This is a genomic window from Pseudomonas sp. BW16M2 (assembly GCF_014268865.1).
Classification (GTDB): domain Bacteria; phylum Pseudomonadota; class Gammaproteobacteria; order Pseudomonadales; family Pseudomonadaceae; genus Aquipseudomonas; species Aquipseudomonas peradeniyensis.
Genome location: NZ_JABWRI010000034.1, coordinates 1 through 25,723, shown reverse-complemented (window position 1 = coordinate 25,723; position 25,723 = coordinate 1). Strand labels below are relative to the sequence as shown.

General features: G+C 65.1%; 21 protein-coding genes. 17 read left to right on the top strand and 4 right to left on the bottom strand.

Annotation, left to right across the window (positions count from 1 at the left end; all coding sequences use genetic code 11):
• Positions 1–13 precede the first annotated feature (13 nt).
• The 4 genes from HU735_RS23040 to HU735_RS23025 all read left to right on the top strand — a co-directional run bounded on the left by HU735_RS23040 (position 14) and on the right by HU735_RS23025 (position 4,943).
• On the top strand, positions 14–1,333 hold the full coding sequence (locus HU735_RS23040; RefSeq protein ID WP_186715589.1) for a urate hydroxylase PuuD: 1,320 nt from the start codon (positions 14–16) through the stop codon (positions 1,331–1,333).
• 194 nt (positions 1,334–1,527) lie between these two features.
• Complete coding sequence (locus tag HU735_RS23035) at positions 1,528–2,883, top strand: nucleobase:cation symporter-2 family protein (RefSeq protein ID WP_186715587.1); 1,356 nt, start codon at positions 1,528–1,530, stop codon at positions 2,881–2,883.
• Between the two features lie 141 nt (positions 2,884–3,024).
• The gene (locus HU735_RS23030; RefSeq protein ID WP_186715585.1) at positions 3,025–3,810 is read left to right on the top strand and encodes an outer membrane protein OmpK; all 786 of its coding nucleotides are present in this window, start codon (positions 3,025–3,027) and stop codon (positions 3,808–3,810) included.
• Positions 3,811–4,160: 350 nt separating this feature from the next.
• Complete coding sequence (locus HU735_RS23025; protein ID WP_186715583.1) at positions 4,161–4,943, top strand: outer membrane protein OmpK; 783 nt, start codon at positions 4,161–4,163, stop codon at positions 4,941–4,943.
• Positions 4,944–5,088: 145 nt separating this feature from the next.
• On the opposite strand, the gene HU735_RS23020 is transcribed toward HU735_RS23025, so the two are convergent.
• Positions 5,089–6,003: a DUF808 domain-containing protein gene (locus HU735_RS23020; protein ID WP_186715582.1), complete on the bottom strand. Its 915-nt coding sequence runs from the start codon at positions 6,001–6,003 to the stop codon at positions 5,089–5,091.
• Between the two features lie 133 nt (positions 6,004–6,136).
• Between HU735_RS23020 and HU735_RS23015 the strand changes: the two genes are divergently transcribed.
• Positions 6,137–6,748, top strand: a complete 612-nt coding sequence (locus HU735_RS23015) for a TetR/AcrR family transcriptional regulator (RefSeq protein ID WP_102684647.1) — start codon at positions 6,137–6,139, stop codon at positions 6,746–6,748.
• A 94-nt stretch (positions 6,749–6,842) separates the two neighbouring features.
• Here HU735_RS23015 and HU735_RS23010 read toward each other — a convergent pair whose 3' ends face one another.
• Entirely contained in the window at positions 6,843–7,283 is a 441-nt protein-coding gene (locus HU735_RS23010) for a heme-binding protein (RefSeq protein WP_186715581.1), read from the bottom strand.
• 257 nt (positions 7,284–7,540) lie between these two features.
• On the opposite strand from HU735_RS23010, the gene gcl reads away from it, so the two are divergent.
• The 6 genes from gcl (at position 7,541) to HU735_RS22980 (ending at position 15,139) form a co-directional block, all read left to right on the top strand.
• Positions 7,541–9,316 carry a glyoxylate carboligase gene (gcl, locus tag HU735_RS23005; RefSeq protein ID WP_186715580.1) on the top strand — a complete coding sequence of 592 codons (1,776 nt, stop codon included), beginning with the start codon at positions 7,541–7,543 and terminating at the stop codon, positions 9,314–9,316.
• Positions 9,317–9,370: 54 nt separating this feature from the next.
• Positions 9,371–10,153, top strand: coding sequence for a hydroxypyruvate isomerase (gene hyi / locus HU735_RS23000; protein ID WP_186715579.1), 783 nt, complete (start codon positions 9,371–9,373; stop codon positions 10,151–10,153).
• 177 nt (positions 10,154–10,330) lie between these two features.
• Entirely contained in the window at positions 10,331–11,224 is an 894-nt protein-coding gene (locus tag HU735_RS22995; protein WP_011532931.1) for a 2-hydroxy-3-oxopropionate reductase, read from the top strand.
• 181 nt (positions 11,225–11,405) lie between these two features.
• Entirely contained in the window at positions 11,406–12,680 is a 1,275-nt protein-coding gene (locus HU735_RS22990; protein WP_186715578.1) for a glycerate kinase, read from the top strand.
• On the top strand, positions 12,677–14,092 hold the full coding sequence (gene pyk, locus HU735_RS22985; protein ID WP_186715576.1) for a pyruvate kinase: 1,416 nt from the start codon (positions 12,677–12,679) through the stop codon (positions 14,090–14,092). Before HU735_RS22990 ends, pyk begins: the two co-directional genes overlap by 4 nt.
• Before the next feature lie 174 nt (positions 14,093–14,266).
• Positions 14,267–15,139 (top strand): urea transporter, encoded by an 873-nt coding sequence (locus HU735_RS22980; protein WP_186715574.1) that lies wholly within the window; start codon positions 14,267–14,269, stop codon positions 15,137–15,139.
• Here the strand turns inward: HU735_RS22980 and HU735_RS22975 are convergent.
• Positions 15,129–15,902 carry an RHS repeat-associated core domain-containing protein gene (locus tag HU735_RS22975; RefSeq protein ID WP_186715572.1) on the bottom strand — a complete coding sequence of 258 codons (774 nt, stop codon included), beginning with the start codon at positions 15,900–15,902 and terminating at the stop codon, positions 15,129–15,131. The genes HU735_RS22980 and HU735_RS22975 overlap by 11 nt on opposite strands.
• 160 nt (positions 15,903–16,062) lie before the next feature.
• On the opposite strand from HU735_RS22975, the gene HU735_RS22970 reads away from it, so the two are divergent.
• A complete protein-coding gene (locus HU735_RS22970) occupies positions 16,063–16,884 on the top strand; it encodes an ion transporter (protein ID WP_186715570.1) in 822 nt (273 codons plus the stop codon).
• 174 nt (positions 16,885–17,058) lie between these two features.
• The gene (locus HU735_RS22965; RefSeq protein WP_028692830.1) at positions 17,059–18,057 is read left to right on the top strand and encodes a sulfate ABC transporter substrate-binding protein; all 999 of its coding nucleotides are present in this window, start codon (positions 17,059–17,061) and stop codon (positions 18,055–18,057) included.
• 223 nt (positions 18,058–18,280) lie between these two features.
• On the opposite strand, the gene HU735_RS22960 is transcribed toward HU735_RS22965, so the two are convergent.
• Complete coding sequence (locus HU735_RS22960) at positions 18,281–19,210, bottom strand: class I SAM-dependent methyltransferase (protein WP_186715568.1); 930 nt, start codon at positions 19,208–19,210, stop codon at positions 18,281–18,283.
• 161 nt (positions 19,211–19,371) lie between these two features.
• Between HU735_RS22960 and HU735_RS22955 the strand changes: the two genes are divergently transcribed.
• The 4 genes from HU735_RS22955 to HU735_RS22940 all read left to right on the top strand — a co-directional run bounded on the left by HU735_RS22955 (position 19,372) and on the right by HU735_RS22940 (position 25,685).
• The gene (locus tag HU735_RS22955) at positions 19,372–20,025 is read left to right on the top strand and encodes a DsbA family protein (protein ID WP_186715566.1); all 654 of its coding nucleotides are present in this window, start codon (positions 19,372–19,374) and stop codon (positions 20,023–20,025) included.
• On the top strand, positions 20,022–21,125 hold the full coding sequence (locus HU735_RS22950) for an efflux RND transporter periplasmic adaptor subunit (protein WP_186715564.1): 1,104 nt from the start codon (positions 20,022–20,024) through the stop codon (positions 21,123–21,125). The genes HU735_RS22955 and HU735_RS22950 overlap by 4 nt, the downstream gene beginning before the upstream one ends.
• A 36-nt stretch (positions 21,126–21,161) precedes the next feature.
• On the top strand, positions 21,162–24,239 hold the full coding sequence (locus HU735_RS22945) for a MexW/MexI family multidrug efflux RND transporter permease subunit (RefSeq protein ID WP_186715562.1): 3,078 nt from the start codon (positions 21,162–21,164) through the stop codon (positions 24,237–24,239).
• A 78-nt stretch (positions 24,240–24,317) separates the two neighbouring features.
• Positions 24,318–25,685: a TolC family outer membrane protein gene (locus HU735_RS22940; RefSeq protein WP_186715560.1), complete on the top strand. Its 1,368-nt coding sequence runs from the start codon at positions 24,318–24,320 to the stop codon at positions 25,683–25,685.
• Positions 25,686–25,723 lie beyond the last annotated feature (38 nt).

The window sequence follows — 25,723 nt, the reverse complement described above, 5'->3', positions numbered from 1 at the left end:
AGAGGTACATACTGTGGAAGCACACCTTCACGAATGGCTGAACCTGAGCATTCGCTGGGTTCACATGATCACCGGTGTCGCCTGGATCGGTGCATCGTTCTACTTTGTCTGGCTGGAGAACCACCTGAACCGAAGCAACCCGCGCGATGGGTTGTCGGGTGACCTCTGGGCCATCCACGGCGGTGGTATCTACCACCTGGAGAAATACAAGCTCGCGCCGCCGAAAATGCCCGAGAACCTGCACTGGTTCAAATGGGAAGCCTACTTCACCTGGATGTCCGGGATCGCCTTGCTGTGCGTGGTGTTCTACTGGAACCCAAGCCTTTACCTGCTGGCGCCCGGCAGCACCCTGAGCGGTGCCGAAGGCGTGGCCATCGGCATCGGTTCGCTGGTTGCCGGCTGGTTCATCTACGACTTCCTGTGCGACTCGCCCCTGGGCAAGCAACCGGCCCTGCTGGGCGGCGTGCTGTTCGTACTGATCATCGCCGCCTGCTGGGGCTTCAGCCTGGTGTTCAGCGGCCGTGGTGCCTACCTGCACACCGGCGCGATCATCGGCACCATCATGGTCGGCAACGTGTTCCGCATCATCATGCCGGCCCAGCGCCAGCTGGTGGCGGCGATCGAGAACAACCAGACCCCCGACCCGGTACTGCCGGCCAAGGGCCTGCTGCGTTCGCGCCACAACAACTACTTCACCCTGCCGGTGCTGTTCATCATGATCAGCAACCACTTCCCGAGCACCTACGGCAGCCAGTACAACTGGCTGATCCTGGCCGGGATCGCGGTGGCCGCGGTGCTGATCCGTCACTACTTCAACACCCGCCACGACAGCAACAAGTACGCCTGGACCCTGCCCGTCGGCGCCCTGGCGATGATCTGCCTGGCCTACGTGACCGGTCCCAAGCCGCTGCCGACCGCCCCGGAACAAGCCGCCGCCAAGGTCGAGTACCAGCCGCTGCCGGCCACGGCCGTCGGTGGCAAGACCGCCGCCGAGCTGCGCGCCGAGGAGGCCGCCAAGCCTGCCCAGGCACCGGCCGCGGAACCTGCCCAGGCCACGGCCCAGGCGGCCACCGGCAGCTTCGACAAGATCCACACCGTCATCCAGGAACGCTGCACCGTGTGCCACTCGGCCAAGCCGACCAGCCCGCTGTTCAGCGCCGCCCCTGGCGGCGTGATGTTCGACACCCCGCAGCAGATCCAGGCCCAGGCCGCGCGCATCCAGGCGCAAGCCGTCGCCAGCCAGATCATGCCGCTGGGCAACATCACCCAGATGACCGTTGAAGAACGCAAGCTGGTCGGCGACTGGATCGCCAAAGGCGCGCAGGTCAACTGATACACCCCACGACTGCGTGGGAGCGGGCTTGCCCCGCGATGAGGCCGGTACTCCCGGCCTCGCTTCCAAGCTCTACGTAACAAGCAAGCATCGAGCGTTCGGCTTCACGCGGGTCCCCAGCCTCCTTCACCGGAGCCTGCCACGTGAAGCCGCCCGCTTGGATCCGAGAATAAAAACAAAACTCGAGGTGCTGCATGTCCGAGTCACCCAAGGCGTACATCCCTGTTGCGCCACCACGACAGCCCCTGCCCTTGTTCCAGCTGATCCTGGTGGGTCTGCAACACGTTCTGCTGATGTACGGGGGCGCCATCGCGGTGCCACTGATCATCGGCCAGGCGGCGGGCCTGTCCCGCGAAGAAGTCGCCTTCCTGATCAACGCCGACCTGCTGGTCGCCGGCGTTGCCACCATCATCCAATCCTTCGGTATCGGCCCCGTGGGCATCCGCATGCCCGTCATGATGGGCGCCAGCTTCGCCGCGGTCGGCAGCATGGTGGCCATGGCCGGCATGCCCGGCGTCGGCCTGCAGGGGATCTTCGGCGCGACCATCGCCGCCGGATTCTTCGGCATGCTGATCGCGCCGTTCATGTCCAAGGTCGTGCGCTTCTTCCCGCCACTGGTGACCGGCACGGTCATCACCTCCATCGGCCTGTCGCTGTTCCCGGTGGCGGTCAACTGGGCCGGTGGCGGCCATGACGCCGAAGCCTTCGGCGCGCCGATCTACCTGATGGTCGCCGGCCTGGTGCTGGCAGTGATCCTGCTGATCAACCGCTTCATGCGCGGCTTCTGGGTCAATGTGTCGGTACTGGTGGGCATGGGCCTGGGCTATGTGCTCGCCGGCTCCATCGGCATGGTCGACCTGTCGGGCCTGAGCGAAGCGCCGTGGCTGCAGGTGGTCACCCCGCTGCACTTCGGCATGCCGACCTTCAGCCTGGCGCCGATCCTGTCGATGTGCCTGGTGGTGGTGATCATCTTCGTCGAGTCCACGGGCATGTTCCTCGCCCTGGGCAAGGTGACCGATCGTGAAGTCACGCCGGGCATGCTGCGACGTGGCCTGCTGTGCGACGCCGGCGCGTCGTTCATCGCCGGTTTCTTCAACACCTTCACCCACTCCTCGTTCGCCCAGAACATCGGCCTGGTGCAGATGACCGGGGTTCGCTGCCGCTACGTCACGGTAATGGCCGGCGCCCTGCTGATCATGCTCAGCCTGCTGCCCAAGGCGGCCTTCCTGATCGCCTCGATCCCACCCGCGGTACTGGGCGGCGCGTCCATCGCCATGTTCGGCATGGTCACCGCCACCGGGATCAAGATCCTCCAGGAAGCGGACATCTCCGACCGGCGCAACCAGCTGCTGGTCGCGGTCAGCGTCGGTTTCGGCCTGATCCCGGTGGTGCGACCTGAGTTCTTCGCACAGATGCCACAGTGGATGGAGCCCATCACCCACAGCGGCATCGCCATGGCCACCCTCAGCGCCCTGGTGCTGAACCTGCTGTTCAACATCCTCGGCGGCGCCGACCGCGCCGCGCACAACGATGCCTGTCACCAGCATTGAGTGACCAGGGGCGGCGCCGTACCGGCCGCCCCGTTCCAACCACGCGGTACCGCTGGACCGTCGGCCCGCCGGAATGGGCCGCCCGGGGCGCTTGCGCGCCGAAAAAGCCCTTACAAAAACAATAAGTCCGGGAATCACAACATGAAGCGCATCACCACGTCCGTCCTGCTGGGCAGCAGCCTGCTGGCCACCCTCCCTGCCCACGCCGGCGAATGGCTGCAATGGCACGGCGAAAGCCTGTCCTACCTGTACGGCAAGGACTTCAAGGTCAACCCCGACATCCAGCAGACCATCACCTTCGAACATGCCAACAAGTGGAAGTACGGCGACACCTTCCTGTTCGTCGACAAGATCTTCTACAACGGCAAGGCCGACCCCGGCAAAGGCGTGACCACCTACTACGGCGAGTTCAGCCCGCGCCTGTCGTTCGGCAAGATCTTCGAGCGCAACCTGGCCTTCGGTCCGATCAAGGACGTGCTGCTGGCCATGACCTACGAACGTGGCGAGGGCGACAACGAGGCCTACCTGATCGGCCCCGGCTTCGACCTGAACGTGCCCGGCTTCAACTACTTCACCCTGAACTTCTACCTGCGCAACACCGAAGGCAGCCGCCCCGGCGACAACGTCTGGCAGATCACCCCGGCCTGGTCGTACACCATCCCGGTGGGCAAGTCAGACATCCTGATCGACGGCTACATCGACTGGGTGGTCGACAACGACCAGACCCGTCGCGGCACCTACCACGCCAACCTGCAGTTCAACCCACAGGTCAAGTACGACCTGGGCAAGGCCCTGAACCTGGGCGCCAAGCAGCTCTATGTCGGCTTCGAATACAGCTACTGGAAGGACAAGTACGGCATCGACAGCCGCGGCAACGTCGACAGCAACCAGAGCGTGGCCAGCGCCCTGGTGAAGGTGCACTTCTAAAAAACTGACCGAACGCCCAAATTTGCACCACCGTGCTCCAGGACGGAGCACTTGAGGCCCGGCGCGCAAGTGAGTAATCTGCGCGCCCCCTCGATCGGGGCGGGAAGGATCCCGCCCGCGTTTGCTGACCGCTCAGTCAATGTTTCCGGGCGATTGGCCAACGTGTTGCCAGCGTGAAATACCCATTTCATCCGTTCAGAAAGACGTCGAGCAGGATGGTTGTGCCCAACGTGGAAAAGTTGGCGCAGCTCTTGCCAAACAGCTGTGGCCAATTGAAAAAAGCTGACCCAAAAGACAAGAACAGCGCCCGAGCGCTGACAACAGATCCAATCAAGGGAGCGACACTCGCAATGCGTACCGTTAATAGCCTGATCCTCGCCGGTGGCCTGCTGGCCTGCGGCGCCAGCCAAGCCGGCGACCTGCTGCAATGGCAGAACAACAGCCTGACCTACCTGTGGGGCAAGAACTTCAAGGTCAACCCCGAGATCCAGCAGACCGTGACCTTCGAGCACGCCGATGCGTGGAAGTACGGCGACAACTTCTTCTTCTTCGACAAGATCTTCTACCAGGGCAAGAAAGACGCCAGCAACGGCCCCAACACCTACTACGGCGAGTTCAGCCCGCGCCTGTCGTTCGGCAAGATCTTCGACCAGAAGATTGAGTTCGGCCCGGTGAAGGACGTGCTGCTGGCGATGACCTACGAGTTCGGCGAGGGTGACACCGAGTCCTACCTGATCGGCCCCGGCTTCGACCTGGCCATCCCCGGCTTCGACTACTTCCAGCTGAACTTCTACCAGCGCACCACCGACGGCAGCCGTCCGGGCGACAAGGTCTGGCAGATCACCCCGGTCTGGTCCTACACCATCCCCGTGGGCTCGTCCGACATCCTGATCGACGGTTTCATGGATTGGGTGGTCGACAACGACGAGAACCGTCGCGGCACCTATCAGGCGAACCTGCACTTCAACCCGCAGGTCAAGTACGACCTGGGCAAGGCGCTGCACCTGGGCGAGAAGCAGTTGTACGTGGGTATCGAGTACGACTACTGGAAGAACAAATACGGCATCAAGGACAGCGATGCCTTTACCACCGATCAGAACACCATGAGCTTCCTGGTGAAAGTGCACTTCTGATCTGATGCCTGTGCATAGCCTGTAGGAGCGGCCTTGTGCCGCGAAAGGGCCGCGAAGCGGCCCCGACGATTTCGCATGATGCCGAGAACCTGGGGCTGCTGCGCAGCCCTTTCGCGGCACAAGACCGCTCCTACAGGTAAGCGGCTCAGCTTGCCGGTTTTACCGCCCGCCACACCTTGCCCGCGACAGCAACCACCGCCAGCACCACAGCTCCCGCAATCACCCCCGCCACACCATTGAGCAACGCCCCGGTCAACGCCCCGCCACGCCCGTCGGCAAACGCCTCGATGGCGTGATGCAGCGGCGCAATACCGTGCACCAGGATGCCGCCGCCGACCAGGAACATCGCCGCGGTGCCGATCACCGACAGGCTCTTCATCATGTACGGTGCGGCGCGCAGGATGCCGTTGCCTACCGCCCGGGCCAGGCTGGATGCCTTTTGCGTCATCCACAGCCCCAGGTCGTCGAGCTTGACGATGCCTGCCACCAGGCCATAGACGCCAATGGTCATGACCAGCGCGATGCCCGACAGCACGATGATCTGCTGGCTCAGCGGCGCGTCGGCCACGGTGCCCAGGGTGATGGCGATGATCTCGGCGGAGAGGATGAAATCGGTGCGCACCGCGCCCTTGATCTTGCTCTTTTCAAAGGCCACCAGGTCGACCTGCTCGTCGGCCACCGCCGCCTTGCGCGCCTCGTGCTGCGCCTCGTCCTCGGCCTTGCTGTGCAGGAACTTGTGCGCCAGCTTCTCGAAGCCCTCGAAGCACAGGTAGGCGCCACCGACCATCAGCAGCGGAATCACCGCCCAGGGAATGAACGCACTGATCAACAGGGCCGCCGGCACCAGGATCGCCTTATTCACCAGCGAGCCCTTGGCCACCGCCCACACCACCGGGATCTCGCGCTCGGCGCGCACGCCGGTGACCTGCTGGGCATTGAGCGCCAGGTCGTCGCCCAGCACACCCGCAGTCTTTTTCGCCGCGACCTTGGTCATCACCGAGACATCGTCGAGCACCGTGGCGATGTCGTCGATCAATACCAGTAAGCTGCTTCCTGCCATGTCAAAATGTTTCCAGTAGGTTCGAATGGCCGGGATTCTAGCCCAAAGACGCTGCCTTGAGCGCCCGTCCGGGCGGGTGCTACCATGCCGGACCCCATTTGCAGGGGGCCAGACAACAGGAAGACCCCTGACAATGAGCACCATTCGCGAGCGCAACAAGGAACTGATCCTGCGCGCGGCCAGTGAAGAATTCGCCGACAAGGGCTTCGCCGCCACCAAGACCAGCGATATCGCGGCCAAGGCCGGCCTGCCCAAGCCGAACGTGTATTACTACTTCAAGTCGAAGGAAAACCTCTACCGCGAGGTGCTCGAGAGCATCATCGCGCCGATCATGCAGGCCTCGACGCCGTTCAACGCCGACGGTGATCCGAAAGAGGTGCTCAGCTCGTACATCCGCTCGAAGATCCGCATCTCCCGCGACCTGCCCCACGCCTCCAAGGTGTTCGCCAGCGAGATCATGCATGGCGCGCCGCACCTGTCGCCGCGCCAGGTCGAGCAGCTCAACGAGCAGGCCCGGCACAACATCGAGTGCATCCAGCGCTGGATCGAGCGCGGCCAGATCGCCCACGTCGATCCGCACCACCTGATGTTCAGCATCTGGGCGGCGACGCAGACCTACGCGGATTTCGACTGGCAGATCGCCGTGGTGACCGGCAAGGCCAAGCTGGCCGACAGCGACTACGACGCGGCGGCGGAGACCATCATCCGCCTGGTGTTGAAGGGCTGCGAGCCCGAGGCGGCCTGATGTGACGCAATCGCGGGGCAAGCCCGCTCCCACGAAACGCGTGGGAGCGGCGGTGCGCCGATGCGACTTGCCCCGCGATCATTTCAATCGTTGCTTACGCCGCCACCCCCGCATCCGCCGTCAGCCCCACCTCTTCGATCGCACTGATCGCGCACTGCTCGTCGATATCCGACGTATCCCCGCTGATCCCGACAGCCCCCAGCACCTTGCCGTCCCGATCACGGATCAGCACCCCGCCCGGCACTGGCACCACCGGCCGATCGCCCAGCCCGTTCAGCGCGGCATAGAACGCCGGTCGCTGCTGCGAATCCAGCGCCAGCAGGCGCGAGCCCTTGCCCAGGGCAACCGCGCCCCAGGCCTTGCCGATGGCCACCTGCGGACGCAGCAGGGTGGCGCCATCCTCGCGCTGCAGCGCCAGCAGGTGCCCGCCGGCATCCAGCACCGCCACGGTCAGTGGCGCGGCGTTGATCTTGCGGCCCGCGGCCAGCGCGGCGTTCACCACGCCGACAGCGTCTTTGAGGGTCAATGCGTTCATGAAAAGGTCCTCTTCTTGTTGTGAGAAGCCCTGAGGGCAGTTGAAAACCAGTAGACAGAATAGAACACAACGGAGGCACGCTTTGTATACAATTATTTGAATCAATCCTGCCAACTGCGACGAAATGCCGCCTCATCGCCCAATGACCGCTCAGTCAACAGCGCCGACGAAAATGGATTGACCTTTTGCGCCGAGCATGAATACACTCTGCCGCAACACAAGTTGTATACAATTACAAAATCGATGAGGCACAAATCATGAGCAAAATGAGAGCAATCGATGCAGCCGTTCTGGTCATGCGCCGTGAAGGTGTAGATACCGCGTTCGGCATTCCAGGGGCTGCCATCAACCCGCTGTATTCGGCCCTGAAGAAAGTCGGTGGCATCGATCACGTCCTCGCTCGCCACGTCGAAGGTGCCTCGCACATGGCCGAGGGCTACACCCGCGCCAACCCGGGCAACATCGGTGTGTGCATCGGCACCTCCGGCCCTGCCGGCACCGACATGGTCACCGGCCTGTACAGCGCCTCGGCCGACTCCATCCCGATCCTCTGCATCACCGGCCAGGCCCCGCGCGCCCGCCTGCACAAGGAAGACTTCCAGGCCGTCGACATCACCAGCATCGTCAAGCCGGTCACCAAGTGGGCGACCACCGTCCTGGAACCAGGCCAGGTGCCCTACGCCTTCCAGAAGGCCTTCTATGAAATGCGTACCGGCCGCCCAGGCCCGGTGCTGATCGACCTGCCGTTCGATGTGCAGATGGCCGAGATCGAATTCGACATCGACGCCTACGAGCCGCTGCCAATCCACAAGCCACAAGCCAGCCGCGTACAGGCCGAGAAGGCCCTGGCCCTGCTCAATGACGCCGAGCGCCCGCTGCTGGTGGCCGGTGGCGGCATCATCAACGCCGACGCCAGCGACAAGCTGGTCGAGTTCGCCGAACTGACCGGCGTGCCGGTGATCCCGACCCTGATGGGCTGGGGCACCATCCCGGACGATCACGAACTGATGGTCGGCATGGTCGGCCTGCAGACCTCGCACCGTTACGGCAACGCCACCCTGCTCAAGTCCGACCTGGTGTTCGGTATCGGCAACCGCTGGGCCAACCGCCACACCGGCTCCGTCGACGTCTACACCGAAGGCCGCAAGTTTGTGCACGTGGACATCGAACCGACCCAGATCGGCCGCGTGTTCACCCCGGACCTGGGTATCGTTTCCGATGCCGGCAAGGCGCTGGACGTGTTCCTGGAAGTTGCCCGCGAGTGGAAAGCCGCCGGCAAGCTCAAGTGCCGCAAGGCCTGGCTGGAAGACTGCCAGCAGCGCAAGGCCACCCTGCAGCGCAAGACCCACTTCGACAACGTGCCGGTCAAGCCGCAGCGCGTGTACGAAGAGATGAACCAGGTATTCGGCAAGGACACCTGCTACGTCAGCACCATTGGTCTTTCGCAGATCGCCGGCGCGCAGTTCCTGCACGTGTACAAGCCACGTCACTGGATCAACTGCGGTCAGGCCGGCCCGCTGGGCTGGACCATTCCTGCCGCCCTCGGTGTGGTCAAGGCCGATCCGAAGCGCAAGGTCGTCGCGCTGTCCGGTGACTACGACTTCCAGTTCATGATCGAAGAACTGGCGGTGGGCGCGCAGTTCAACCTGCCGTACGTCCACGTGCTGGTGAACAACGCCTACCTCGGCCTGATCCGCCAGGCCCAGCGTGGTTTCGACATGGATTACTGTGTACAACTGGCGTTCGAGAACATTAATTCCACCGACGCCGCCACCTACGGTGTCGACCACGTCGCCGTGGTCGAGGGCCTGGGCTGCAAGGCCATCCGCGTGTTCGAACCGGCCGACATCGCCCCTGCCCTGCTCAAGGCGCAGAAGATGGCCGAAGAGTTCCGCGTGCCGGTGGTGGTCGAAGTGATTCTCGAGCGTGTGACCAACATTTCCATGGGCACCGAGATCAACGCGGTCAACGAGTTCGAAGACCTCGCCCTGGTCGGCAACGACGCGCCGACCGCCATCTCGCTGCTGGACTGATCGCCTGACGCCCCCGCGCCTTGCGCGGGGGTCTTCAACGCAAGGAGACGACCTATGCCTCGCTTCGCCGCCAACCTGTCCATGCTGTTCACCGAACAGGACTTCCTGGCCCGCTTCAAGGCCGCCGCCGACGCTGGTTTCAGCGGTGTCGAATACCTTTTCCCGTACGATTTCAGCGCCGCCGAGATCAAGCAGCAGCTCGACGCCCACGGCCTGACCCAGGTGCTGTTCAACCTTCCTGCGGGCGATTGGTCGAAAGGTGAGCGCGGCATCACCTGCCACCCGGACCGCGTCGAGGAATTCCGCGCCGGCGTCGACAAGGCCATCGAGTACGCCAAGGTGCTGGGCAACACCCAGGTCAACGCCCTGGCCGGCATTCGCCCCGAGGGCCTGGACTGCGCCACCGTGCGCAAGACCTTCGTCGACAACCTGCGCTACGCCGCCGACAAGCTCAAGGGCGCCGGAATCCGCCTGGTCATGGAAATGATCAACACCCGCGACATCCCCGGCTTCTACCTGAACACCACGAAACAGGCCCTGGAAATCCAGGCCGAGGTGGGCAGCGACAACCTGTTCCTGCAGTACGACATCTACCACATGCAGATCATGGAAGGTGACCTGGCGCGCACCCTGGAAACCAACCTGAAGCTGATCAACCACGTGCAGCTGGCCGACAACCCGGGCCGCCACGAACCTGGCACCGGCGAGATCAACTACCGCTTCCTGTTCGAGCACCTGGATCGCATCGGCTACCAGGGCTGGGTGGGCGCGGAGTACAAGCCCAAGACCACCACCGAGGCGGGCCTGGGCTGGCTCAAGACCCATAACGCAATCTAAGGATGCACACGGTCCCTGTAGGAGCGGCCTTGTGTCGCGATGGGCTGCGCAGCAGCCCCCGGCAATCGCTGAAATTGCCGAAATCGTGGGGCCGCTTCGCGCCCCAATCGCGACACAAGGCCGCTCCTACAAGGGCCTGGTCGCCTGTTCATACAAATACAAAGAGGCAGAACTCTCATGGCTAAAATCGGTTTCCTCGGCACCGGCATCATGGGCAAGCCCATGGCCCAGAACCTGCAAAAGGCAGGTCACAGCATCTTCGTTTCCACCCACCACGACGCCGCCCCGGCCGACCTGATCGCCGCCGGCGCCGTGGCCCTGGCCAACCCGAAGGAAGTGGCCCAGGAAGCCGAGTTCATCATCGTCATGGTCCCGGACACCCCGCAGGTCGAGAGCGTCCTGTTCGGTGAGAACGGCGTCGTCGAAGGCGTCGGCCCGAACAAGGTGGTGATCGACATGAGCTCAATCTCCCCCACCGCCACCAAGGCCTTCGCCGAGAAGATCAAGGCCACCGGCGCCGCCTACCTGGACGCCCCGGTGTCCGGCGGCGAAGTCGGCGCCAAGGCCGCGACCCTGAGCATCATGGTCGGCGGCTGCCCGAAAGCCTTCGAGCGCGCCCTGCCGCTGTTCGAAGCCATGGGCAAGAACATCACCCGCGTCGGCGGCAACGGCGACGGCCAGACCGCCAAGGTGGCCAACCAGATCATCGTCGCCCTGAACATCCAGGCCGTCGGCGAAGCGCTGCTGTTCGCCGCCAAGAACGGCGCTGACCCTGCGAAGGTACGTGAAGCGCTGATGGGCGGCTTCGCCTCGTCGAAGATCCTCGAAGTGCACGCCGAGCGCATGATCAAGGGCACCTTCGATCCGGGCTTCCGCATCAACCTGCACCAGAAGGACCTGAACCTGGCCCTGCAAGGCGCCAAGGAACTGGGCATCAACCTGCCCAACACCTCCAACGCCCAGCAAGTGTTCAGCACCTGCGTGGCACTGGGCGGCGGCAACTGGGACCACTCGGCGCTGATCAAGGGCCTGGAGCACATGGCCAACTTCTCGATCCGCGACGACAAGTAAGGCCCAATCGCGGGGCCTAACGCTCTGATACGTGGGAGCGGGCTTGCCCCGCGATGAATTTCACACCGCCTGGGTGCCAGGCGGTGACCCCGAGCAACACCCGCCCCTGGTTCGGCCTGCACGGAGGCAGTTCCAGGGGCGTTTTCGATTTTGCAGAACAACAAGAATCTGGGAGCCTGCCATGTCGGTCGATCCACAAAAACTCCTGCGCGAGCTGTTCGACACAGCCATCGCCGCCGCCCACCCCCGTCAGGTCCTCGAACCCCACCTGCCCGCCGACCGCAGCGGACGGGTCATCGTCATCGGCGCCGGCAAGGCCGCTGCGGCCATGGCCGAAGTGGTCGAAAAGAGCTGGCAGGGCGAGGTCTCGGGCCTAGTCGTGACCCGCTACGGCCATGGCGCCAGTTGCCAGAAGATCGAGGTGGTCGAAGCCGCCCACCCGGTCCCCGATGCCGCCGGCCTCGCCGTGGCCAAGCGCGTGCTCGACCTGGTCAGCAACCTGAGCGAAGACGACCGCGTCATCTTCCTGCTCTCCGGCGGTGGCTCGGCCCTGCTGGCCCTGCCCGCCGAAGGCCTGACCCTGGCCGACAAGCAGCAGATCAACAAGGCCCTGCTGAAATCCGGCGCCACCATCGGCGAGATGAACTGCGTGCGCAAGCACCTCTCGGCGATCAAGGGCGGCCGCCTGGCCAAGGCCTGTTGGCCGGCCACCGTCTACACCTACGCGATTTCCGATGTGCCGGGCGACCTCGCCACGGTCATCGCCTCCGGCCCCACCGTGGCCGACCCGAGCACCTCGGCCGACGCCCTGGCGATCATCAAGCGCTACAACATCGACGCGCCCAAGGCCGTCATCGACTGGCTCAACAATCCGGCCTCCGAAACCGTCAAGGCCGATGACCCGGCCCTGGCCCGCAGCCACTTCCAGTTGATCGCCAGGCCCCAGCAGTCGCTGGAGGCCGCCGCGGTGAAAGCCCGCCAGGCCGGCTTCAGCCCGCTGATCCTCGGCGACCTCGAAGGCGAATCGCGTGAGGTGGCCAAGGTGCATGCCGGCATCGCCCGGCAGATCGTCCTGCACGGTCAACCGCTCAAGGCCCCCTGCGTGATCCTCTCCGGCGGCGAGACCACCGTCACCGTGCGCGGCAACGGCCGTGGCGGGCGCAACGCCGAGTTCCTGCTCAGCCTCACCGAAAGCCTCAAGGGCCTGCCGGGCGTGCATGCCCTGGCCGGCGACACCGACGGCATCGACGGCTCGGAGGACAACGCCGGCGCCTTCATGACCCCGGACAGCTTTGCTCGCGCCGAGGCCCTGGGCCTGTCGGCCAGCGATGAGCTGGACAACAACAACGGCTATGGCTACTTCGCCGCCCTCGACGCGCTGATCGTCACCGAGCCGACCCGCACCAACGTCAACGACTTCCGTGCCATCCTGATCCTCGAGACTCCGCAATCATGACGCCTGATAAAAAAGTCAAAATCCTCGCCACCCTCGGGCCTGCGATCAAAGGCATCGATGACATCCGCCAACTGGTCGAGGCCGGGGTGAACATCTTCCGCCTCAACTTCAGCCACGGCGAGCACGCCGACCACGCCCTGCGCTACCAGTGGATCCGCGAAGTCGAGCAGCAACTCAACTACCCGCTGGGCATCCTCATGGACCTGCAGGGGCCGAAGCTGCGGGTCGGCCGCTTCGCCGACGGCAAGGTCCAGCTGCAACGCGGCCAGGCCCTGCGCCTGGACCTGGACAAGACCCCGGGCGACAGCCGCCGGGTCAACCTGCCGCACCCGGAGATCATCGCCGCGCTGGAGCCGGGCATGGACCTGCTGCTGGATGACGGCAAGCTGCGCCTGCGGGTCACCGCCAAGCACGGCGACGCCATCGACACCGAAGTGCTGGCCGGTGGCGAGCTGTCTGATCGCAAGGGCGTCAACGTGCCCCAGGCGGTGCTCGACCTCTCCCCGCTGACCGAGAAAGACCGTCGCGACCTGGCCTTCGGCCTGGAGCTTGGCGTGGACTGGGTGGCGCTGTCGTTCGTCCAGCGTCCTGAAGACATCGTCGAGGCGCGCCAGCTGATTGGCGACCGTGCCTACCTGATGACCAAGATCGAGAAGCCCTCGGCGGTCGAGCAACTGCAGGCCATCGCCGAGCTGTCCGACGCGATCATGGTCGCCCGTGGCGACCTGGGCGTGGAAGTGCCGGCCGAAAGCGTGCCGCAGATCCAGAAAGGCATCATCGGCACCTGCCGCCAGCTGGGCAAGCCGGTGGTGGTGGCCACCCAGATGCTCGAATCGATGCGCTTCTCCCCGGCCCCGACCCGCGCCGAAGTCACCGACGTGGCCAACGCCGTGGCCGAAGGCGCGGATGCGGTGATGCTGTCGGCCGAGACCGCCTCGGGCGACTACCCGCTGGAAGCGGTGCAGATGATGAGCAAGATCATCCGCCAGGTGGAGAACGGCCCGGACTACCAGGCCCAGCTCGACGTCGGTCGGCCCAAGGCCGAAGCCACGGTGTCCGATGCCATCAGCTGCGCGATCCGTCGCATCAGCGGCATCCTGCCGGTGGCGGTGCTGGTCAACTACAGCGAGTCGGGGGCGTCGACCCTGCGCGCCGCCCGCGAGCGGCCACGGGCGCCGATCCTCAACCTGACGCCGAACCTCAACACCGCGCGCCGCCTGAGCGTGACCTGGGGCGTGCACTCGGTGGTCAACGATCGCCTGCGCCAGGTCGACGAGGTGGTCTCCACGGCGCTGGAGATCGCCCAGGCACAAGGCATGGCCAGCCGTGGCGACACGCTGCTGATCACCGCCGGTGTGCCTTTCGGCAAGCCGGGTTCGACTAATACGCTGCGGATCGAGACCTTGGTCTGATCTGAAAAAATCGCGGGGCAAGCCCGCTCCCACGCTCTCCCCCCGCCATTGGCGATCGAACGTGGGAGCGGCGATGCGGCGACCCGACTTGCCCCGCGATGACTGTACCTGAACCTGCGGAAAACCGAGGCCCAAAGAGGCCCACCGCTCCCCCACTCACCTTGCCGACTGCCCATGTACACCAAGAATTTCGTCAACCCGTGCCCCGACTGGGCCACGGCCTTGCTCAACGGCTTCAGCCAGGTGCTGCTGCTGCGCAATCCCCTGTGCGGCCTGTGCTGCCTGCTGGCCATCCTGCTGACCGCGCCGAACCTGGTCGGCGGCGCCCTGCTCGGCGCCCTCGCCGGCCTGCTCACCGCCCAGCGCCGCGGTTACGACCGCGCCGATCGCCAAGCCGGGCTGTATTGCTACAACGGCGTGCTGATCGGCATCCTGATCAGCGCCGTGCTGCCCTGGTCGGCGATTCTGCCGCCGCTGATCATCGCCGCCGGTGGCCTGTCGAGCATGCTCACCCACCAGTGGCGCAAGCGCGGCGGCAAGCTGCTGGTCGCCTACACCGCGCCCTTCGTGCTGCTGGGCTGGGCCACCTTGCTGCTAGCCGAGCCCTCGGCCAACGGCTATGTCGAGGCCGATCCGGTGTATGCCCTGCTGCGCGGCGTGGGGCAGATCTTCCTGCTCGACAAGCCCATGGCCGGCCTGCTGATCGTCATCGGCATGTACTTCGCCAACCCCTATGCCGCCACCTGGGCGATAATCGGCTCGGCCATCGGCGGCGGTGTCGCGTTGCTGGCGGGCGAGGCCCAGGGGGCCTGGCTGGGGCTGTACGGTTTCAATGCGGCACTGGCCGCGCTGGCCTTCAGCCGCCAGGGTGAGAGGCCTTGGATCCCCCTGCTGGCAATTGCACTGGCGCTGCTGTTGCAGCCGCTGTTCAACCTGTTGCCCATCGCCGGATTGACCGCACCTTTCGTGGTTGCTTGCTGGCTGCTCGCTGCAGTGCGCAGGTTGATACCCGGAGAAAGCGCGCCTGTAGGTAAGGCTACGTGCTAGAGCGAAGGCTGTTCCGGTCTTCGCTTGGTGAGTTGGATTGAGGAACAATGATCACGTAGTCGCGTGGTTCATACTCGGGTGCGTTATAGGCAGAAACGTCGAATGGCGAGTAAGAAACTGCTCCAGCCATATTGGCCGTGGGATTCACTGCCCTATTGTTAGATCGGCCGCGCCGCTGACCATCTGATGAGCTATTTGTCGCCTTAGTCAGCAGGATCCCTTGTTTTGTTCTACTGATTACGTACCTATTACCTCCGCTCAAGAACGGCTTCATATCCACCCGACCATCAGTTGGGGCATCCAAACTTTTATAATGATCCTTCACTTCCGACTTGGGCAGGTCATACAAGCGAGCCGCTGCGGTGACGCCCGTCTTCTGCCGCAACCCCAACCATTTAAGAACGCCAGATATTGACCATCGCCCCGACGGATCGACGTTATTGACCGGGTCCCCTCCACAATACATATAGGCATTCAACCCGCCTTCGCCAAAGGGACTTAATGCGTCCGGGCAGACGAAACGCATAAGCTGCGGATCGTACAAGCGATGCCCGTTTCCGAGCAGATAACCCTGAGAATCGCGCTCTAGCAACTGCCCGTTATACCCCAGCAGGCCGATGCGTATGAGTTCTGGTAGCTGACCATAAGCTGTATACGCCAACCGGAAATGCGCAACACCACGCCCACCCATCACACAACCGGCAGCATCGGTCTGCAACATCATGGACTGCTGCGCGTAACGGTTTCGCGATAGGTCGGTCATGTTGCTTCCTCAAGGGTTGTCAAACGACTCACGACCATGCTGGCGCAGACACTCTCACCACGAAACTGGCATTTCTATCAGGTAGCCGACCTGCAGCTGACGTTGCAAGCTCGGCCACCGACCTTCTAGGCTTGGCATTCACGCTTTCGGAACCCGCCCCATGTCCACCCCGCCCTCCCTGCGCGAACGCCTCTACATCATCGTCTTCCAGACCGACACCGTCGCCGGGCGTCGCTTCGACAAGATCCTCCTGCTGATCATCCTCGCCAGCCTGGTCACGGTGATCCTCGACAGCATCGACGACATTCACCAGAACTACGCCGGGCTGCTGGCCGGCATCGAATGGGGCTTCACGGCGATCTTCCTGGCCGAGTACATCACCCGCCTGTACTGCTCGCCCAAGCCGCTGCGCTATGCCTTCAGTTTCTACGGGCTGGTCGACCTGCTGGCGATCGTGCCCGGGATCATCGCCCTGTACTACAGCGACGCCCAGTACCTGCTGATGATCCGGGTGATCCGCATGCTACGGATCTTCCGCGTGCTCAAGCTCAGCCCCTACCTGAAGCAGGCCCACTACCTGCTGGCGGCGCTGCAGGGCAGCAAGCAGAAGATCATCGTGTTCCTGGTCAGCGTGTCGACCCTGGTCACGGTGTTCGGCACGCTGATGTATGTGATCGAAGGACCGGAGCACGGCTTTACCAGTATCCCCAAGGGCATCTACTGGGCCATCGTCACCCTGACCACCGTAGGCTTCGGCGATATCGTGCCGAAGACGCCGCTTGGGCAGGTGCTGTCTTCGCTGGTGATGATCACCGGTTACTCGATCATCGCCGTGCCCACCGGCATCTTCACCGCCGAATTGGCCAATGCCCTGCGTGGCGAGCAGTTGCAGCATGACTGCCCGACCTGCGCCAAGCATCACCACGAGCATGGCGCGGCGTTCTGTTCGCGCTGTGGCAATGCGTTGTTTCCCAAGCAGTAAGGCGTTTTCCCATCGCGGGGCAAGCCCGCTCCCACGGTAGTTGTGGGAGCGGGCTTGCCCCGCGATGGGGCCGGCATAAGCAAAGAGCCATTTGATCTTTAGCGACCAAAGCGCCAAACGCTATAGTCGCTGGCATATCGCCAACCCTTTGAATCAGAACAAGGAATGCCCCCAGTGAAAAAACTCTTCAGTGCCTCGCTGCTCGCCGCGGGCCTGGCCCTGGGCAACCTCGCCCAGGCCGCCCCGACCCTGCTCAACGTCTCCTACGACGTGATGCGTGACTTCTACAAGGACTACAACCCGGCGTTCCAGAAGCACTGGGAGGCCGAGCACAAGGAGAAGGTCAATGTGCAGATGTCCTTCGGCGGCTCGAGCAAGCAGGCGCGCGCGGTGATCGATGGCCTGCCGGCCGACGTGATCACCATGAACATGGCCACCGACATCAACGCCCTGGCCGACAACGGCAAGTTGGTGCCGGACAACTGGGTGAGCCGCCTGCCGAACAACAGCGCGCCGTTCACCTCGGCCACCGTGTTCATCGTGCGCAAGGGCAACCCCAAGGCGCTGAAAGACTGGCCAGACCTGCTCAAGGATGGCGTGCAGGTGATCGTGCCCAACCCCAAGACCTCCGGTAACGGCCGCTACACCTACCTTTCGGCCTGGGGCTACGTGCTCAAGCAGGGCGGTGACGAAACCAAGGCCCGCGACTTCGTCGGCAAACTGTTCAAGCAGGCGCCGGTGCTGGACACCGGTGGCCGCGCCGCCACTACCACCTTCATGACCAACCAGATCGGCGACGTGCTGGTGACCTTCGAGAACGAGGCCGAGATGATCGCCCGCGAGTTCGGCCGCGACCAGTTCGAGGTGATCTACCCGAGCGTGTCGGCCGAGGCCGAGCCGCCGGTGAGCGTGGTGGACAAGGTGGTGGCCAAGAAAGGCACCCAGGCCGTGGCCGAGGAATACCTGAAGTACCTGTGGTCGCCCGAGGCCCAGGAAATCGCCGCGAACAACTACCTGCGCCCGCGTGACGCCACCGTACTGGCCAAGTACACCGACCGCTTCCCGAAAGTCGACTTCCTGTCGGTGGAGAAGACCTTCGGCGACTGGCGCACCGTGCAGAAGACCCACTTCAATGATGGTGGTGTGTTCGACCAGATCTATACCAACAAATAACCAACGTCCGCTCTCATGGAACAAACCGTAACTCATAGATTTAGCTAGACCGCTGTGGGAGCGGCCTTGCGTCGCGAAAGGGGCGCGTAGCGGCCCCAGATTCCGAGCCACCCTCGAAATTGCTGGGGCTGCTGCGCAGCCCTTTCCGACCGGTCCGACGCCTCGGCAAGGCCGCTCCCACAGGGGGACAGTTCTCTGGGCGATCGCCTACAAGAGTCCTGTCTCAGGCCTGCTGGCGAAACACCAGCGCCTTCAGGCCACCCTCCGGATCCGCATCCGGAAACTCCGGCGGATTCTCCAGCCGCTCGACGAACGCCAACCCCGGCGCCTGCTCGGCCATCCCCTCGATGAGAAACTGCGGCCCGATCCCCGGATCGTTGACGCAGGCCAGCACCGTGCCGCCTTCGTTCAGCAACTCCGGCAAACGCCGAAGGATCTTGGCGTAGTCCTGGGTCAGCACGAAGCTGCCGCGCTGGAAGGTCGGCGGGTCGATGATGATCAGGTCGTACGGCCCGTACTTGCGCACCTTGCCCCACGACTTGAACAGCTCATGCCCCAGGTACGCCACCCGCGAGGCGTCATGGCCATTGAGCCGATGGTTGTCGCGGCCCCGGGACAACGCCGACTTGGCCATGTCCAGGTTGACCACCTGCTCGGCGCCGCCGGCGATCGCCGCCACCGAAAATCCGCAGGTGTAGGCGAACAGGTTGAGCACACGCTTGCCGGCCGCCTGCTCGCGTACCCAGCGTCGGCCATAGCGCATGTCGAGGAACAGGCCGTTGTTCTGGCGCACACCCAGGTCGAGCAGGTACTTCAGGCCATCCTCGACCACCTCGCGCTGCTGGCACGGCGCGCCCCACAACCACTGGCCAGGGCTGTCCGGCAGGTAGCGGTGCTGCAGCAGGATGGCCTGGCCGGTCCACTGCGAGCGTTCGGCCAACGCCATCAGCATCGCTTCGAGCTCCGCCAGCTGGCCCTCGGGCGGCTCGCGGAACAGCGCCACCAGCAGCACGCCATCGAGCCAGTCGACGGTGATCTGCTCAAGGCCCGGCCAGCAACGGCCACGGCCATGGAACAGGCGGCGGGTCTCCTGTGGGGCGGGATCGAGGGCGGCGAGCAGGTGCTGCTCGAGGGTGGCGATGGCTGGGCTCATGTCGGCTACGGTCAGGCAAAAGCGCCATTCTACCCGCTCGCGGCCGGGCCGGGCGGCCATCGATGAAGGGGATGAGAGGGTTTGCGGCACTTTTGTCGCTTTTTTCTTGCCGGGGCGCTGTGGATAGTGCGGCCATCCCTCCCTGAAACCGGATCACTGCCATGTCACCCCTGAAAGTCGAATTCTTCCACGATGTCGTCTGCGGCTGGTGCTTCGTCCTCGCCCCGCGCCTCAAGCAGCTGCAGGACGAACTCAACCTGGACATCCAGCACCGCAGCTTCATCCTGCAGACCAGCCGCGAGGCGATGGTCGAACGTTTCGGCTCGATGCCCAAGGCCAAGGAAACCATCCTCAGCCACTGGCTGTCGTGCTCGCGTGCCGAGGACGTCAAGCGCATCGACATCGAAGCCATGCGCCAGCAGGACTTCGAATACCCCACCGGCCTGCTCGCCGGCCTCGCCTGCCAGACCGCCAAGGCGCTGGCCGGCAACGAAGGCCACGAGCGCATGTTCGACCGCCTGCAGGAAGCCCACCTGGTGCAAGCCCGCAACATCGGCGACCGCGCCACCGTGCTGGCGGTGGCCGCCGAGGCCGGCTTCGACCCGCAGGCCTTCGCCACGGCATTCGACCAGCAGGCACCGCAGATGCTCGATGAAGAACTGGCCCTGGGCCGCCGCCTGGGCATCAGCTCGGTACCCAGCCTGGTGATCGATGGCCGCTACCTGGTCCCCGGCGCCCTGAGCCTCGAGCAACTGCGCCAGACCTTCATCCAGGTCCGTGCCAACCAGAACCAGGCACAAGGAGCCGCACAATGAACAATCGCTACTGGATCGCCGCCGGCGCCTCGCTGTCGCTGCTGGCCATGGCCCTGCTGCCCGCCCCGGCGGTGATGGCCAACGACGCCCCCGCCGCCCAGGCCAACGCCACCCCGGTGGCGGTCGCCCGGGTGCAGTCCGGCCCCATGCCGCAGGTGCTCAGCGCCGTCGGCACCCTGGAGGCGGTGCATCAGGTCAATGTCTCGCCGGAAGTCGGCGGGCGCATCACCGCGCTGGAGTTCACCGCCGGCAAGGCCGTGGCCGCCGGCCAAGTGCTGGTCAAACTCAACGACGCGCCCGAGCGCGGCGAGCTGGCCAAGCTGCAGGCCCAGGCCAAGAACGCCAAGCTGGCCCTGGAGCGCACGCGCAAGGTGCTGCCGCTGGCCTCCACCCAGGCCCAGCTGGACCAGGCCCAGGCCAACTACGACCAGCTGCTTGGCGAGATCGCCCAGGTCCAGGCGCAGATCGCGCAGAAGACCATCCGCGCCCCGTTCGCCGGCGTGCTGGGCATCCGCAAGGTCAACCTCGGCCAGTACGTCAGCCCCGGCGACAGCCTGGTGACCCTCACCGAGCTGTCGCGCCTGCACGTCAACTTCCCGCTGCCCGAGCAGTCCGCCGCCGCCCTGCAGGCGGGCCAGGCCATCACCCTCAAGGTTGACGCCTGGCCGCAGCAGCGCTTTGTCGCCGCGGTGACCACCCTGGAGCCGCAGATCGACCCGGGCGCCCGCTCCATGCAAGTGCAGGCGACTCTCGACAACCCCGGCCAGCAACTCAAGCCGGGCATGTTCGCCAACGTCAGCATCGAGCTGCCGAGCCACGCCGACGTACTCAGCGTGCCGGAAACGGCGATCAGCTACAGCGCCTACGGCAACTCGCTGTACGTGCTGCGCGAGAAGGACGGCGGGCTGCGCGTGGAACAGGTGTTCGTCAAGCTCGGCGCGCGCCGCGACGACCGCGTGGTGGTGCTCGATGCACTGACACCAGGTGACCGCGTGGTGGTGTCCGGGCAGATCCGCCTGAGCAATGGCATGCCGGTACGGGTCACCGATGACACCCTGGCCGCCAGCACCACGCGCAAGCCGGACCTGGCCCAGCAGTAATGGGTTTGCGTGCCACTGAAAAGGACCTGTAGCACCATGAAATTCACCGACCTGTTCATCCGCCGCCCGGTACTGACCCTGGTGGTCTGCGCGATGATCGTCATGCTTGGCCTGCTGGCGCTGCTGAACCTGCCGATCCGCCAGTACCCGCAGCTGGAAAGCGCGACCATCACCATCACCACCGAATACCCCGGCGCCCGCTCGCAACTGATGCAGGGCTTCGTCACCCAGCCCATCTCGCAAGCCGTGGCCTCGGTCGACGGCGTCGACTACCTGAGCTCGACCTCGACCCAGGGCAAGAGCGTCATCAGCGTGCGCCTGAAGCTCAACGCCGACTCCAACAAGGCCCTCACCGAGATCATGGCCGCCGTCAACCAGGTCAAGTACCGCCTGCCCGAAGGCGCCTACGACTCGGTGGTGGCCAAGTCCTCCGGTGAGGGCACGGCGGTGATCTACGTCGGCTTCTCGAGCAAGGACATCGGCCTGCCGGCGATCACCGACTATATCTCGCGGGTGGTGCAGCCACGCGTGGCGGCCATCGACGGCGTGGCCGAGGCGCAGATCCTCGGCGGCCAGAAACTGGCCATGCGCCTGTGGCTGGACCCGGCGCGCATGGCTGCGCGCAACCTGTCGGCCAGCGACGTGGCCGAGGCCATCCGCCAGAACAACTTCCAGGCCGCCCCCGGGCAGACCAAGGGCCAGTACGTCTCGGCCAACATCAACATCAACACCGACCTGACCAGCGTCGACCAGTTCCGCCAGATGGTGGTGCGCCGCGACGGCGACACGCTGATCCGCCTGAGCGACATCGGCACCGCCGAGCTCGGCGCCACCTCCTATGACACCAGCGGCATCATGGACGGCGAGCCGGCGGTGTTCATCGGCCTGCACGCCACCCCCGCCGGCAACCCGCTGACCATCGTCGGCGCGGTGCAGGACATGATGCCGCAGATCCGCGAGACCATGCCGCCGGGCATGACCGCCAACATCGTGTTCGAGGTGGCGCGCTTCATCCAGGCGTCCATCGACGAAGTGGTCAAGACCCTGATCGAGGCGGTGGTGATCGTCGCCGTGGTGATCTTCCTGTTCCTCGGCTCGCTGCGCAGCGTGCTGATCCCGCTGGTGACCATCCCGCTGTCGCTGATCGGCGCGGCGGCGATCATGAGTCTGTTCGGTTTCAGCATCAACCTGCTGACCCTGCTGTCGATGGTCCTGGCCATCGGCCTGGTGGTGGACGACGCCATCGTCGTGGTGGAGAACGTCCACCGCCATATCGAGGAAGGCAAGTCGCCCTTGCAGGCGGCGCTGGTCGGTGCCCGCGAGATCGCAGGCCCGGTGATCGCCATGACCCTGACCCTGGCCGCGGTGTACGCCCCGATCGGCCTGATGGGCGGGCTGACCGGCGCGCTGTTCAAGGAGTTCGCCTTCACACTCGCCGGCGCCGTGGTGGTGTCCGGCGTGGTGGCGCTGACCCTGTCGCCGGTGATGAGCGCCTTCCTGCTCAACCGCCAGGCCAGCGAAGGGCCGATGGCCCGTGGCGCCGAGCGCTTCTTCCAGTGGCTGGGCAAGGGCTACGGGCGCGTGCTGGACGTGTCCCTGCACCACCGCTGGCTGACCCTGGCGATTGCCGCGGCGGTGTTCGTCAGCCTGCCGATCCTCTACCTCGGCGCCCAGCGCGAACTGGCGCCGGTCGAGGACCAGGCCCAGGTGCTGGCGGTGGCCAAGGCCCCGCAGTACGCCAACATCGACTACACCGAGATGTACGCGCACCGCATGGACCGCCTGTTCGCCACCTTCCCGGAAACCGACATCACCTGGGTGGTCAACGGCAACGACGGCCCGCGCACCGCGTTCGGCGGCGCCAACCTGAGCACCTGGGAAAAGCGCCAGCGCAGCGCCGACCAGCTGCAGGCCGAGATCCAGAAAGCCGTCGGCGAGATCGAGGGCGTGGCCATCTTCGCCTTCCAGCTGCCGCCGCTGCCCGGCTCCACCGGCGGCCTGCCGGTGCAGATGGTGATCCAGAGCTCCCAGGACCACCGCGTGGTGTTCGACGCCATGGACAAGATCAAGCAGGCGGCCATGGCCAGCGGCCTGTTCGCCGTGGTCGACAGCGACCTGGACTTCAACAGCCCGCTGGTCAACATCAACATCGACCGCAGCAAGGCCAACGACCTGGGCATCAGCATGCAGGCCATCGGCGATGCCCTGGCGGTGCTGGTGGGCGAGAACTACGTCAACCGCTTCGCCCTCGACGGCCGCTCCTACGACGTGATCCCGCAGGTCGCCCGGGCCCAGCGCCTGTCGGCGGAGATGCTGGTCGGCCAGTACGTCAAGGCCGCCAACGGCGCCCAGGTGCCGCTGTCGACCCTGGTCAGCTTCGACATGTCGATCGAGCCCAACAAGCTGACCCAGTTCAACCAGCTCAACTCGGCCACCCTGCAGGCGGTGCCGGCGCCGGGCGTGAGCATTGGCGACGCGGTGCAGTTCCTCGCCGCCCAGGCCAGTGCCCTGCCCACCGGTTTCAGCCATGACTGGCTGTCCGATGCCCGCCAGTTCGTCCAGGAAGGCAGCGCCCTGGTGGTGACGTTCATCTTCGCCATCCTGGTCATCTACCTGGTGCTGGCGGCGCAGTTCGAAAGCCTGCGCGACCCGCTGGTGATCCTGGTCAGCGTGCCGATGTCGGTGTGCGGCGCGCTGATCCCGCTGTACCTGGGCTACGCCACGGTGAACATCTACACGCAGATCGGCCTGGTGACCCTGGTCGGCCTGATCAGCAAGCACGGCATCCTCATGGTCGAGTTCGCCAACGAGCTGCAGCAGGCCGACCAGCTCGACCGCCGCACGGCCATCGAGCGCGCCGCGCAGATCCGCCTACGGCCGATCCTGATGACCACCGCGGCCATGGTGGTGGGCCTGGTCCCACTGCTGCTGGCCAGCGGCGCCGGTGCCCACAGCCGCTTCAGCCTGGGCCTGGTGATCGTCATCGGCATGCTGGTCGGCACGCTGTTCACCCTGTTCATCCTGCCCACCGTGTACTCGCTGCTGGCCAAGGACCACCGTGCCAGCGAAGACCCACGCCTGCAGGAACTGGCCGCCTACACCCAGCCGGCCTGACCCTTTAGCCCGCCCTCCCCTGTGGCAGCCGTGATCGGCTGCCCCTGGGAGCGGCCGGCCCGAATAAAGAGAAACGACATGCTACGTAAGACCCTTCTGCCCCTGCTGCTCCTGGCGCCCCTGGCCCAGGCCGTTGCCGCCGAGCGTGCGACACTGATGTCGGTGTACGCCCAGGTGGTCGAGCACAACAGCGACATGGCCGCCGCCCGCGAGAACTACCTGGCCCGCCGCGAGGCCGTGCCCCTGGCCCGCGCCCGCCTGCTGCCGCAGGTGGCCCTGGATGCCGAGGCCGGCGACGTGCGCAGCGACCGCCGCCAGGTCGAACAGCGCAGCGGCAGCCTGTACCGCCTGAGCCTCGACCAGCCGTTGTTCGACCTCAGTCGCTGGTTCGACTTCAAGGCCGCGCAGTCCGAGAACGAACAGGCCGAACTGGATTTCTCGGCGTTCCAGCAGCAACTGATCCTCGACACCGCCAGCAGCTACTTCGACACCCTGCTGGCCGAGGACAACCTGGCCACCGCCAAGGCCGAGCTGCGCGCCTTCGACCGCCAGTTGCAGCAGACCCGGCTGAGCTATGACGCCGGTCTGTCGGATCAGAACGACATGCTCTCGGCCCAGGCCAGCTTCGACCGCGCCAGCGCCAACTTGATCGACAGCCAGCGCCGCAGCGAGGACGCCTACCAGGCGCTGATGCGCCTGACCGGCCAGGCGCAACCGGCATTGGCCGGGATCCGCCACAGCCTGCCGGTGCAGGCGCCGGTGCCCGAGCGCGCCGAGGCCTGGGTCGAACAGGCCATGGCGCAGAACCTACGCCTGCGCGCCAGCCAGGCCGCCGTCAGCCAGGCCGGCCAGACCCTGCGCAGCAGCAAGGCCGATCACCTGCCGACCTTCAACCTGGCCATGGGCTACGCCGAGGGCGACAGCGACCTGATGGACTCCAGCGCGCACTTCGGCCAGCGCCCCGGCAACCAGCGCGACAGCTCGGTAATGGTGCAGATGAAGCTGCCGCTGTTCAGCGGCGGCGGCACCAGCGCGCGGGTACGCCAGGCCACCCATGAGCTGGCGCGCACCGAGTACGGCCGCACCAGCCTCGAACGCGAGGTACTGGAAGGTTCGCGCAACGCCTTCCGCGCAGTGGTCAGCGATGTCGAGCAGGTGCGGGCGCGACGCCAGAGCATCATCTCCAGTCAGGGCTCGTTGCGTGCCACCGAGGCGGGGTATGAGGTGGGCAGCCGCAACATCGTCGATATCCTCGATGCGCAGCGCGACCTGTACAACGCGGTGCGTGACTACAACGTCTCGCGCTATGCGTACATCGTCGACAGCCTGCGGCTCAAGCAACAGGCTGGCAGCTTGAGCCCGGATGACCTGCGCGAGCTGGCGGGGTATCTGAAGCTGGATTACGAGCCGGAGCGGGATTTCCTGCCGAGTGATCTGCGCGGGTGAAGCATTGGAATCGTCGGGGGGCCGGCCGCGGCCCCACC